Origin of the sequence: Afipia sp. DC4300-2b1 (assembly GCF_049895725.1) — a bacterium.
Lineage (GTDB): Bacteria > Pseudomonadota > Alphaproteobacteria > Rhizobiales > Xanthobacteraceae > Afipia > Afipia broomeae.
The window spans coordinates 259,542-271,831 of record NZ_JAFCSX010000004.1; the positions used below are offsets into that span (position 1 = coordinate 259,542).

Sequence of the window (12,290 nt, forward strand, 5' to 3'; positions counted from 1 at the left end):
GCCCCAATTGCAACACGCACGGGGTCTGCCGATGTCACTCTCGATCGAACGCGAAGCCGCCAAATCCGCTCCTCTCATTCAGTTGCGTTCCGAGTCACTGGCTGTCCCTGCGGCGGAGCCGGCGCTCCAGATCATCCGCCGCAACGGCACGGTCTCGCCGTTCGATGCCAGCAAGATCTCGATCGCGATGACCAAGGCGTTCCTCGCCGTCGAGGGGCACACCGCGGCGGCGTCGCGCCGCATTCACGAGGTGATCGAGCAACTGACGGCCGAGGTGGTGAGCGCGCTGACCCGCCGGATCGGCGAGGGCCGCACCTTCCACATCGAGGATGTCCAGGATCAGGTCGAACTGGCGCTGATGCGCAGCGAGCACCACAAGGTCGCCCGTGCCTACGTGCTCTATCGCGACGAACGCCAGCGCCAGCGCGCCGAAGCCGCCGCCGCCAAGCCGGTGAAGGCATCCTCCGAGCCGCAGTTGCATGTCACGCTCGGTAACGGCACGCGCGTGCCGCTCGATGTCGAGCGCCTGACCCTGATTGTTCAGGAAGCGTGCGCCAATCTCGACGGCGTCGATGCCGCGCCTGTGCTCGCTGAAACCAGGCGCAATCTTTACGACGGCATCAGCCAGGACGAGCTTGCGCTGGCCGGCATCATGGCGGCGCGCACGCTGGTGGAGCAGGAGCCGAACTACGCTTACGTCAGCGCGCGTCTGCTGCTCGACAAGCTGCGCACCGAGGTTCTCTCGTTCGTACATGCCGCGCAGATCAGCGCCACGCAGGCGGACATGGCGGCGCGCTACGTCGAGTACTTCCCGGTCTATGTCAAGAAAGGCATCGAAGCCGAACTGCTCGATCCTGAACTGGCGCGCTATGACCTGAAGCGGATCGCGGCGGCGCTGAAGCCGGAGCGCGATCTGTCGTTCCAGTTCCTTGGCTTGCAGACGCTGTACGATCGCTACTTCCTGCATCAGGACGGCAACCGCATCGAACTGCCGCAGGCTTTCTTCATGCGCGTGGCGATGGGCCTTGCGATCCGCGAGATCGACCGCGAGGCACGCGCCATCGAGTTCTACAACCTGCTGTCGTCGTTCGACTTCATGGCGTCGACGCCGACGCTGTTCAACTCCGGTACGCTGCGGCCGCAGCTCTCGTCCTGCTTCCTGACCACGGTGGCCGACGATCTCGACGGCATCTTCAAGTCGGTGAAGGACAACGCGCTGCTGGCGAAATATTCCGGCGGTCTCGGCAACGACTGGACCCGCGTGCGCGGCCTCGGCGCGCACATCAAGGGCACCAACGGCGAAAGCCAGGGCGTGGTGCCGTTCCTGAAAGTCGCCAACGACACCGCGATCGCGGTCAATCAGGGCGGCAAGCGCAAGGGCGCGGTTTGCGCCTATCTCGAGACATGGCATGTCGACATCGAGGAATTCCTCGACCTGCGCAAGAACACTGGTGACGACCGTCGCCGCACCCACGACATGAACACCGCGAACTGGGTGCCGGATCTGTTCATGCAGCGCGTCGAGGCGGATGGCGACTGGACGCTGTTCTCGCCGGACGAGACGCCGGACCTGCACGATCTTTACGGCAAGGCGTTCGCCGAGCGTTACGCTTTCTATGAAGCGAAGGCTGCGCGCGGCGAGATGCGCGTGTTCAAGACGCTGCGCGCCACGGATCTGTGGCGCCGCATGCTGACCATGCTGTTCGAGACCGGACATCCCTGGATCACCTTCAAGGACCCGTGCAACCTTCGTTCGCCGCAGCAGCATGTCGGCGTCATCCACTCGTCGAATCTCTGCACCGAAATCACGCTGAACACGTCGGACGACGAGGTGGCGGTGTGCAATCTCGGTTCGGTCAATCTGCTCAACCACGTGGGTGAGGGCGGCATCGATCACGCGCGGCTGAAGCGGACGATCTCGACCGCGATGCGGATGCTGGACAATGTCATCGACATCAATTTCTACACCATCCCGGAAGCGCGCCGCTCCAACCTGCAACATCGCCCGGTCGGCCTCGGCCTGATGGGATTCCAGGATGCGCTGCATGCGCTGCGAATCCCGATGGCGTCGGATGCGGCTGTCGCATTTGCGGACACCAGCATGGAAGCGATCTCCTTCCATGCCATCTCGGCGTCGGTCGATCTCGCCGCCGAACGCGGTCAGTATCCGTCGTTCAAGGGATCGCTGTGGAGCAGGGGCATCCTGCCGATCGATTCCATCGAGATTCTGGCCGATGCGCGCGGTGGTCTTGATGCTGACTGGTCGGCAACGCTGGACTGGACTGCACTGCGCGCGCGGGTGCAGTCGGTCGGCATGCGCAACTCCAACGTGATGGCGATTGCGCCGACGGCGACCATTTCCAACATCTGCGGCGTGGCGCAGTCGATCGAGCCCGCCTACCAGAACCTCTATGTCAAATCGAACATGTCCGGCGATTTCACCGAAGTAAACGAGTTTCTGGTTCGCGATCTGAAGGCCCGCGGCCTTTGGGACGAGGTGATGGTGTCGGACCTCAAGTACTTCGACGGCAGTGTCGGCTCCATCGACCGTGTGCCGGACGATCTGAAACTGCTCTACGCAACGGCGTTCGAGATCGACAGCGCGTGGCTGATCGAGGCTGCGGCACGGCGGCAGAAATGGATCGATCAGGCGCAGTCGCTCAATCTCTACATCGCCAATCCGTCGGGCAAAAAGCTGGACCAGCTTTATCGCCTCGCATGGACGCGCGGATTGAAGACCACCTACTACCTGCGCTCGCGCAGCGCCACCCATGTAGAGAAATCCACGCTCAAGGGCACCGACGGCAAGCTCAACGCGGTCTCGTCAACGCCTCTCGCGTCACTGCCGGTGAACAAGCCCATCGTCATATCGCAGGCCTCGACCGCGCCGGATCTGTCCGATGCGGTGGCGTGTTCGATCGACAATCCCGATTGCGAGGCGTGCCAGTAAGCAGCCTCGCCGTCATTGCGAGCGAAGCGAAGCAATCCACCTTTGAAAAGTCACGGATTGCTTCGTCGGCTTCGCCTCCTCGCAATGACGAAATTGGCAACATCCGACGTTAGACAAGAAAGACGATCTTCATGCTCGACTGGTCCGAACCCGCACCTGCCAAACCCGCTACCAACCTGCCGCCCATTCTGACCGGTCAGCCTGTCGTATCGGAGCAAGCCGACGCAACCGGCCTCGGCACCATCGACCGAAGGGGTGGCCGCGTCTCGGTCGACGACAAGGCGATGATCAACTGCCGCGCCGACGTCAATCAATTGCTGCCGCTCAAATACAAATGGGCATGGGAGAAATATCTCGCCGGCTGCAACAATCACTGGATGCCGACGGAAGTGTCGATGCAGGCCGACATCGCGCTGTGGAAATCGCGCGATGGACTCACCGACGACGAGCGCCGCGCCATCAAGCGCAACCTCGGATTCTTCGCAGCATCGGAAAGCCTCGTCGCCAACAACATCGTGCTGGCGATCTATCGCCACCTGACCAATCCCGAGTGCCGCCAGTACCTGCTGCGTCAGGCCTTCGAGGAAGCGATCCACACCCACACCTTCCAGTACATCGTGGAAAGCCTCGGCCTCGATGAGGGCGAGTTGTTCAACATGTATCGCGAGGTGCCTTCGATCACCGACAAGGCGGCGTGGGCGCTCAAGCACACCCAGAATCTGGAAGACCCGGACTTCAAGACCGGCACGCCGGAAGCCGACCGGGCGCTGCTGCGCGACCTGATCACCTTCTATGTCTGCTTCGAGGGGATGTGGTTCTACACCGGCTTCGCGCAGATCCTGTCGCTCGGCCGCCGCAACAAGATGGTCGGCATCGCCGAGCAGTATCAGTACATCCTGCGCGACGAGAGCATCCATCTGAACTTCGGCATCGACGTGATCAACCAGATCAAGATCGAGAATCCGCATCTGTGGACCGCCGAATTCCAGGAGGAGGTCCGCGGAATGATCCGCGAAGCGGCCGAACTGGAAGCTGCCTATGGCCGCGATACCATGCCGCGCGGGTTCCTCGGCCTGAACGCAGCGCTGTGCGAACAGTACATGCACTTCATCGCCAACCGCCGCTGCGCCCAGCTTGGGCTGACCCGCGTGTTCGACGAGACCGACAATCCCTTCCCGTGGATGTCGGAGGCGATGGACCTGAAGAAGGAGAAGAACTTCTTCGAGACCCGCGTGATCGAGTACCAGAACGGCGGCGCGCTGAGCTGGGAATAAAGCGTTAATCTTTGGCGCCTCGCGGTGCCGGGATACGGTGCAAATCCCGCGTCTGCACACGAACGTTGCAAGAAACGCCTGCTGAGCGGGCGTTTTTTGCTGCGTGAGGTAGCAATTTACGGGGTGTTATTCAATTTTGTTTACCTTGAGGCACTTTGCGCCGGTTGGCTGTCCGGCGGGTTTGGCATGCAAAAAGAATTTTTGGGGGTTGGGAATGGGCTGGTTCAAGAGCACTCCGGCAAAGCAGAAGGTCAACGTCAGCTTTCTTTCCAACCTGCGATTCCGAACCAAGATCATGCTCGGTTTCATCACCGTGCTGGGCATCTCCGCCATCAACATGGGCGTCGCCTATTTCGGCTTTGAGCGGATCGCCGAGGGCGTCCAGTCCTATCAGGGCATTGTCGCCGAGACCGACAGCGCGCGTGACATCGACCGCGAACTCGCGGCCTATCAGCTTCTCGCACGTTATTATGTGACGACCGGCCTTCCAGCCGACGAGGAGGCTGCACGCGCTGCGGAGACTGCCCTTGGCGCCGCCATCGAACGCGCCGCCCGGGTCGCCACCGCCGGCAACCGGAAGAGCGTTCTCAATCTTTCGGCCAGCTACAGCGAGTTCGCCGGTCTGTTCGGTGAGGTCATCAAGCTCAAGACCGATAACGCCGCGATCGCGTCGAACCAGTTGCTCCGGATGGGCAACGTCATCCGCTACAAGTTCGACGATCTGGCGGATACTGCGATCCTTGCGGGTCTGACGTCGATCCAGCAGAACGCCAAGGAACTGGCGACCCACTCCGCGTCCATCACCTCCAACATCAGCAACTATGTGCTGCGCCCCGACGCCGCCGTCGCCAACAGCGTCAATGCCCGCATGCAGCTTCTGAAGAACAGCTTCGGCACACTGACCGCCGACGACGCGAAACTGACATCGAAGATTTCGGAGATCACCCAGGAGCTCGATGCCTACAAGGTGGCCTTCACCAAGTTCGTCGAGAACACCGCGAAGATCGCAGCGCTGTCCACGAAGATGAACGAGGCGGCGGCGAGCGTGACGCAGGAAGCGAAGACCATCAAGGACGGTCTGCTCGCACAGCAGACCCGGCTCGCGAAGGAGTCCGCCGAGGCTGCGCACAGCACCGGCAAATTCGTGACCATTCTCGGCGGCGGCGGCATCGCGTTCGGCGCGTTGCTCGCCTGGATGCTGGGCCGGGGAATTTCACGCCCGATGGTCGGCATGTGCGATGCGATGCGTCAGCTTGCCAGTGGCAATTTCGATGTCGTCCTGCCGGGCCTTGGCCGCAAGGATGAAATCGGCGAGATGGCCGGCGCGGTTGAAGAGTTCAAGATGCGGGCCGTCGCCAAGGCGCAGAGCGAGGCGGCGGAACGCGAAGAGCAAGGCAAGTCCGCCAGCGCCGCGCGCAGCGCCGAGCTTCATCGTTTCGCGGACAATTTTGAAACCGCGGTCGGCGGGATCGTGTCGAGCGTATCGGCCTCGGCCAGCCAGCTTGAAGCGTCCGCGATGACCCTGACGCGAACCGTCGAGGCGACCCAGATGCTGTCGGGCAAGGTGGCCGGCGCATCCGAGGAAGCATCGTCCAACGTGCAATCGGTGGCGGCGGCGACGGAAGAGCTCTCGGCGTCGGTTGTCGAGATCGGCCGCCAGGTTCAGGAATCGAGCCGCATCGCCGCGGCGGCGGTGTCGCAGGCCGAAGCGACTGACGCGCGCATCGCCAAGCTGTCGCGCGCGGCACAGGAAATCGGCGACGTGGTCAAGCTGATTACGGCGATTGCCGAGCAGACCAACCTGCTGGCGCTCAACGCCACCATCGAGGCGGCGCGGGCGGGGGAGGCGGGACGCGGCTTTGCCGTTGTCGCGTCCGAGGTGAAATCGCTGGCGAGCCAGACCGCGAAGGCGACCGACGAGATTTCGTCGCACATCGCCGGGATGCAGAGCGCGACGCAGGAATCGGTTTTCGCCATCAAGGAAATCGGCCAGACCATCGGCCAGATCTCGAAGATCGCCGGCAACATTGCCGCCGCCATCGAGCAGCAGAGCAATGCGACCACCGAGATCGCCCGCAACGTCCAGAGCGCCGCCGGCGGCACGCAGGAGATCGCGGAAGGCATCTCCGAGGTCAACCGCGGCGCGAGCGAAACCGGCACGGCGTCGGGCGAGGTGCTGAATTCGGCCCAGACGCTGGCGGTCGAAAGCACGCGGCTGCGTCAGGAGCTCGATCGCTTCATGGCGAACATCCGGGCGGCGTGATGGCTTGCTGCAACCTCGCCCCGTTCTCCTCCTAGTACGCATCCTTCTTGGCGCGGGCGTCTTTCGCGGTCTGCACGAGATTGAGCTGCTGCTCGATCTTGCCGAGCGCGTTCGCGAATTCCTTTCGCTCCGCCGCCGTGAGGCATGACAGGATGTCCTGTTCCTTGCGGAGCAGGCGGGGAATAAGCTCCTCATAGAGCGCGTGTCCCTTGCGGGTGAGCTGCAACGCCAGCTCGCGGCGGTCATCCACGTTCTCGACGCGTTCGATCAACTGCTTATCCAGCAGATGGGCGACGGCCCGGCTGATGGTCGATTTATGCGTCCGCGTGCAATAGGCGATGTATTGCGCCGTGCAGGCGTCATCGCGGAAACCGAGCGTCGCCAGCACCCGCCATTCGGGAATATCGAGGCCGTAGCGCTCGCTATACTCGCTGGAGAGTTCCGCGCTGACCTCCGCAGCCAGCCGATTCAGCCGGAACGGCACGAATTTGAAAAGATCGAGCTTGGTCAAGGAAAACGTCCATTTTGGCCAGGGGCCAGCCCGGTCCAGTTGGTTGCAGTTGCAACGATCATAGCCTTGGTCTATCCTGATGGCCAGCGTCAAATGCAGACGTGCAAACCACCGCGTCAGAGGCCTCGATCAAGAGGCCCGTCAGTCAAGCAGGGACGAAACGTGCCGGTATCACGGATTATTCAGTTCGGCTATCGCCGCCATCCCGATCAGGACCGGACGGCGGCGGATGCCGCGCGCCACCCGGTCGTGGTGGTGGGCGCGGGCCCCGTCGGCCTGACGCTGGCGATCGATCTTGCGCAGCGCGGGCACGATGTCGTCCTGCTGGATAACGCCGACCGGATCGGCGACGGCTCGCGGGCGATCTGTTTCTCCAAACGTTCGCTGGAACTGTGGGACCGTCTCGGGGTCGGCGAACGCATGGTGGAGAAGGGCGTCGTGTGGAAAGTCGGCAAGATCTTCCTGAACGATGACATGCTCTACCGCTTCGACCTGTTGCCGGAAGACGGCCACAAGATGCCGGCCTTCATCAATCTGCAGCAGTATTACGCCGAGGCTTTTCTCGTCGATCGCGCCAGCGAACTGCCGCAGGTCGATCTGCGCTGGCGCAACAAGGTCGTCGGCCTCGACCAGCGCAACGATCATGTTGTGCTCGCGATCGATACGCCCGATGGACGCTATCACCTCAAGGCGGATTACGTTGTCGCCTGCGACGGCGCGCGCTCAATGCTGCGCGGCTTTGTCGGTGCGGAATTTTCCGGAGAAGTGTTCGAGGATCAGTTCCTGATCGCGGACGTCAAGATGACCGCCGAGTTTCCGACCGAGCGCTGGTTCTGGTTCGATCCGCCGTTCCATTCAGGCCAGTCCGCGCTGCTGCATCGTCAGCCCGACGATGTCTGGCGTATCGACCTGCAACTGGGACCGGATGCCGATCCCGCCGTCGAGCGGTTGCCGGAAAATGTCCGGCCGCGGATCGAGCGCATGCTGGGTCATGCCAATTTCGATTTCGAGTGGATTTCGATCTACAAGTTCCAGTGCCGCCGCATGCAGCGCTTTGTGCATGAGCGCGTGATCTTCGCCGGCGACTCGGCGCATCAGGTCTCGCCGTTCGGCGCGCGGGGTGCGAATTCCGGACTTGAGGATGCGGAAAACGTTGCGTGGAAGCTGTCGCTGATCTTGCGCGGCGATGCGTCGGCCACGTTGCTCGACAGTTACGAGATCGAGCGCAGCGCAGCCGCGGATGAGAACATCCGTGCGTCGACCCGCTCGACTGATTTCATCGCGCCGCATTCGGCGCAGGAGCGGCGGATGCGGCAAGCGATACTGCGGCTTGCGAAGGAAGCCGAATTCGCCAAGCGCATGGTCAACGGCGGGCGGCTCTCGACGCCGTCGGTGTATGAGACGCCGCTGTCGACGCCGGACACCGACGTCTGGGCGGCGGGCCCGCGCCCCGGCGCGCAGATGATCGACGCACCGCTGGCGGCGGCGAACGGCGAGCCGGTCTATCTCACCGAGGCCTTCCGACAAGGCGGGGGCGGCTTCGTCCTGCTGCAAGCGGGGGCCAACGGCGGCGATCAACCGGGCTGTCATTCCATCCATATCGGCGAAACAGCTCCGCTGCGCGATGCCGCAGGACTGTTTGCGAAGCGGTACGATGTCTCCGAAGGCGCGGCTTATCTGCTGCGCCCTGACGGTTATGTCGCGGCGCGCTTCAGGAAGCCGACGCGCAAGACCGTCGAGGCCGCCATCGCCCGCGCAAGTGCACAAACGTGAGCTAAGCATGACACTCTCGACACAATCGAATTTCGCCGATCCCGACGCCGCCTATCGGCTGGTGGTGGAAGCCCATCGCGGCCTGCGCGACGAGGACAGTGTATCGCTGGACACGGCGCTGGTTTTGATTCTGGCCAACCATATCGGCGATGTCGAGGTGCTGCGCGAAGCGATCGCGCTGGCGAAGCGGCAACTTGGCCAAAGCGGAAAGACCAATTCAGAAAAGGACGCAAAATGAGCGCAAAGGGTTTCGCATCGACCGGCGACATGACGGAAAAGAAGATCACCTTCTCCGAGATCGGCCCGGACATTTACGCTTTCACCGCGGAGGGCGATCCCAATACGGCGGTGATTGTCGGTGATGACGGCTGCATCGTGTTCGATGCGCAGGCAACGCCGGCGATGGCCAACAGCGTAATCGAGCGCGTCAAGACCGTGACCGACAAGCCCATCAAGTATGTGGTGCTGTCGCATTATCACGCGGTACGTGTGCTCGGCGCGTCGGCCTACAAGGCACAGGGCATCGTTGCCTCGTCCGAAACCCAGCGGCTGATCGTGGAGCGCGGCAAGCAGGACTGGGATTCCGAATATGGCCGGTTTCCGCGCCTGTTCCGCGACGCCGAAAGCATTCCCGGCCTGACCTGGCCGACCATCACCTTCGACACCGGCATGACGCTTTATCTCGGCAAGCGCGAGGTGCAACTGATGCATCTTGGCGCGGGCCATACCTCCGGCGACATTGTCGCCTGGGTGCCCGATGCGCAGGTGATGTGTTCCGGCGATCTGATCGAATATCACTCGGCCTGCTATTGCGGCGACGCGTTGCTGCGCGAATGGCCGCTGACCCTGAACGAAATCCGCGAGTTCAATCCCAAGGCGGTCGCGCCGGGCCGTGGCGATGCCCTGAAGGGCGCTGCGACCGTGAACGAGGCTATCGCCATGACCCGCGACTTCGTCAGCTCGCTGTACGGCGCGGCGGAACTGTCGGTGGCGAAGGGACGTACCCTTAAGGAAACCATGGCCGCCACCCGCGAGGTGATGGACCCGAAATTCTCGAGCTTCGCGATCTATGAGCATTGTCTGCCGTTCAATGTCTCGCGCGCATTCGATGAAGCATCCGGGATCGACGATCCGGTGATCTGGACCGACAAGCGCGACCGCGAAATGTGGGCTGCTTTGCAAGGATGAAGCAGGGCGAATGTATCTAGAGAAGTAGGTCCGTCATTGCGAGGAGCGAGAGCGACGAAGCAATCCATAGAGCGATATAGAAAGAGTGGATTGCTTCGCTTCGCTCGCAATGACGTTTTCAGGAACTTGAATCTCGCGCTGATGGAGAGTGAGATGAACATCAACACTGCACCCAAGGTTATGAGTCATGGCTCGCATGGCGTCACGCCGGGTTATATGTCCGGTTTCGGCAACAGCTTCGAGACCGAAGCGCTGCCCGGCGCGCTGCCCATCGGGCGCAACTCGCCGCAGCGCTGCGCCTACGGGCTTTATGCCGAGCAGTTGTCAGGATCGCCATTCACTGCGCCGCGCGGCACCAACGAGCGCTCCTGGCTGTATCGCATCCGCCCGTCGGTGAAGCACTCGGGCCGCTTCACCAAGGTCGACGCGAAATACTGGCGCACCGCGCCGTGCACCGAATACGACATGCCGATCGCGCAGTTGCGCTGGGACCCGCTGCCGATGCCGAAGGAGGAGCAGACCTTTCTCCAAGGTGTCTACACCATGACCACGGCGGGCGATGCCAATACCCAGGCGGGCATGGCGGCGCACATCTATCTCATCACCAAATCGATGGTGGACCAGAATTTCTACAATGCCGACGGCGAACTGATGTTCGTTCCGCAGGACGGCAACCTGCGCCTCGTCACCGAGTTCGGCATCATCGACATCGAGCCCGGCGAGATCGCGGTGATCCCGCGCGGCGTCAAGTTCCGCGTTGAAATTCCGGGCGGTCCGTCGCGCGGCTATCTCTGCGAGAACTATGGCGGCGCCTTCACGCTGCCGGAGCGCGGGCCGATCGGCGCCAATTGCCTCGCCAACTCGCGCGATTTCCTGACCCCGGTGGCCGCCTATGAGGACAAGGAAACGCCGACCGAGCTTTATGTAAAGTGGGGCGGTTCGCTGTTCGTGACCAGGCTGCCGTACTCGCCCATCGATGTGGTGGCGTGGCACGGCAACTACGCGCCGTATAAATATGACCTGCGCACGTTCTCGCCGATCGGCGCCATCGGCTTCGATCATCCCGATCCGTCGATCTTCACCGTACTGACCTCGCCGTCGGAAACGGCGGGCACCGCGAATATCGACTTCGTCATCTTCCCGGAACGCTGGATGGTGGCGGAGAACACCTTCCGTCCGCCGTGGTACCACATGAACATCATGTCCGAGTTCATGGGACTGCTGTATGGCGCCTATGACGCCAAGCCGCATGGCTTCGTGCCAGGCGGCATCAGCCTGCACAACATGATGCTGCCGCACGGCCCGGACCGTGAGGCGTTCGATCACGCTAGCAACAGCGAACTGAAGCCCGTGAAGCTGACCGGCACCATGGCCTTCATGTTCGAGACGCGGTTTCCGCAGCGCGTCACCGAATATGCCGCGACAACCAGCGCATTGCAGGATGACTACGCCGATTGCTGGCAGGGGCTGGAGCGCCGCTTCGACCCGTCGAAGCCTTAACGTCGTTGAATTGATGAGCGGTATTGAAACGGCAGCAATGTCACTCCCTCTCTCCTGTGGGGAGAGGGTTGGGGTGAGGGGATCTAGATTCATCGAGAGATTCTACGCCCTCACCCGGATCGCTTGCGCGATCCGACCTCTCCCCACGGGAGAGGTGGGCAGACCGCTGAAATCGAATTCGGAACACCAATATGACTGACGCTGTTCTGTACGGCTACTTTCGCTCGACCGCGGCCTATCGCGTGCGCATCGCGCTCAACCTGAAAGGATTGAGCGCGGATCACCGCTTCGTGCATCTGCGCAAGGGCGAGCAGACGCAGCCGGCCTACCGCAAGATCAATCCGGCGGGCCTCGTGCCGTACTGGATCGACGACGATCTCGAACTGGCGCAGTCGATTGCGATCATCGAATATCTCGACGAGACGCATCCGCAGCCGCCGCTGCTGCCGCCGGATGCGAAGGGAAGGGCGATCGCGCGCGAGATCGCGCTGGTGGTCGCCGCCGATATTCATCCCATCGGCAATCTGCGCGTGCTGAACCGGCTGATCGACATGGGTGTCGATGAGGCGACGCGCGGGGCATGGTCGAAGCACTGGATCGAGACCGGCTTCGATGCCGTCGAAGCGCGGCTGGTGCATCTGCCGGGACCGTTTGCGCTCGGTGACAAGCCGACGCTGGCGGACATCTGCCTCGTGCCGCAGGTCTTTAACGCGCGCCGTTTCGGCGTCGATCTCGCGCCCTACAAGCGTATCGTGGCGCTCGATGCCGCCGCCGCGAAACTCGATGCCTTCGCCGCCGCCGAACCGGGCCGCCAGCCCGACGCCGAATAAC

Annotated in this window: 9 protein-coding genes; 8 read left to right on the plus strand and 1 reads right to left on the minus strand. The window is 62.5% G+C overall.

Translation table 11 applies throughout. From position 1 onward, the window contains the following. Positions 1-31: 31 nt before the first annotated feature. The 3 genes from ACP7AL_RS17780 (at position 32) to ACP7AL_RS17790 (ending at position 6,487) form a co-directional block, all read left to right on the plus strand. Entirely contained in the window at positions 32-2,950 is a 2,919-nt protein-coding gene (locus ACP7AL_RS17780; RefSeq protein WP_425993309.1) for a ribonucleoside-diphosphate reductase subunit alpha, read from the plus strand. A gap of 131 nt (positions 2,951-3,081) precedes the next feature. Then, positions 3,082-4,224, plus strand: coding sequence for a ribonucleotide-diphosphate reductase subunit beta (locus ACP7AL_RS17785; protein ID WP_425993310.1), 1,143 nt, complete (start codon positions 3,082-3,084; stop codon positions 4,222-4,224). Between the two features lie 214 nt (positions 4,225-4,438). After that, on the plus strand, positions 4,439-6,487 hold the full coding sequence (locus ACP7AL_RS17790) for a methyl-accepting chemotaxis protein (RefSeq protein ID WP_425993311.1): 2,049 nt from the start codon (positions 4,439-4,441) through the stop codon (positions 6,485-6,487). Between the two features lie 31 nt (positions 6,488-6,518). On the opposite strand, the gene ACP7AL_RS17795 is transcribed toward ACP7AL_RS17790, so the two are convergent. Then, the gene (locus ACP7AL_RS17795) at positions 6,519-6,998 is read right to left on the minus strand and encodes a MarR family winged helix-turn-helix transcriptional regulator (RefSeq protein ID WP_006019600.1); all 480 of its coding nucleotides are present in this window, start codon (positions 6,996-6,998) and stop codon (positions 6,519-6,521) included. 162 nt (positions 6,999-7,160) lie between these two features. Between ACP7AL_RS17795 and ACP7AL_RS17800 the strand changes: the two genes are divergently transcribed. The 5 genes from ACP7AL_RS17800 (at position 7,161) to maiA (ending at position 12,289) form a co-directional block, all read left to right on the plus strand. Further along, the gene (locus tag ACP7AL_RS17800; protein ID WP_425993312.1) at positions 7,161-8,771 is read left to right on the plus strand and encodes an FAD-dependent oxidoreductase; all 1,611 of its coding nucleotides are present in this window, start codon (positions 7,161-7,163) and stop codon (positions 8,769-8,771) included. A 7-nt stretch (positions 8,772-8,778) separates the two neighbouring features. Then, positions 8,779-9,009: a DUF2783 domain-containing protein gene (locus tag ACP7AL_RS17805; RefSeq protein WP_006019602.1), complete on the plus strand. Its 231-nt coding sequence runs from the start codon at positions 8,779-8,781 to the stop codon at positions 9,007-9,009. Beyond that, complete coding sequence (locus ACP7AL_RS17810) at positions 9,006-9,959, plus strand: MBL fold metallo-hydrolase (RefSeq protein WP_425993313.1); 954 nt, start codon at positions 9,006-9,008, stop codon at positions 9,957-9,959. The genes ACP7AL_RS17805 and ACP7AL_RS17810 overlap by 4 nt, the downstream gene beginning before the upstream one ends. A gap of 153 nt (positions 9,960-10,112) precedes the next feature. Beyond that, a complete protein-coding gene (hmgA, locus tag ACP7AL_RS17815) occupies positions 10,113-11,459 on the plus strand; it encodes a homogentisate 1,2-dioxygenase (protein WP_425993314.1) in 1,347 nt (448 codons plus the stop codon). 191 nt (positions 11,460-11,650) lie between these two features. Further along, positions 11,651-12,289: a maleylacetoacetate isomerase gene (maiA, locus tag ACP7AL_RS17820; RefSeq protein ID WP_425993315.1), complete on the plus strand. Its 639-nt coding sequence runs from the start codon at positions 11,651-11,653 to the stop codon at positions 12,287-12,289. The last annotated feature ends 1 nt before the right edge of the window (position 12,290 follow it).

Coding starts and splice junctions, on each gene's coding strand:
- ACP7AL_RS17780 (WP_425993309.1), top strand. CDS start 32: ATGTCACTCTCGATCGAACGCGAAGCCGCCAAATCCGCTCCTCTCATT.
- ACP7AL_RS17785 (WP_425993310.1), top strand. CDS start 3,082: ATGCTCGACTGGTCCGAACCCGCACCTGCCAAACCCGCTACCAACCTG.
- ACP7AL_RS17790 (WP_425993311.1), top strand. CDS start 4,439: ATGGGCTGGTTCAAGAGCACTCCGGCAAAGCAGAAGGTCAACGTCAGC.
- ACP7AL_RS17805 (WP_006019602.1), top strand. CDS start 8,779: ATGACACTCTCGACACAATCGAATTTCGCCGATCCCGACGCCGCCTAT.
- ACP7AL_RS17810 (WP_425993313.1), top strand. CDS start 9,006: ATGAGCGCAAAGGGTTTCGCATCGACCGGCGACATGACGGAAAAGAAG.
- hmgA (WP_425993314.1), top strand. CDS start 10,113: ATGAACATCAACACTGCACCCAAGGTTATGAGTCATGGCTCGCATGGC.
- maiA (WP_425993315.1), top strand. CDS start 11,651: ATGACTGACGCTGTTCTGTACGGCTACTTTCGCTCGACCGCGGCCTAT.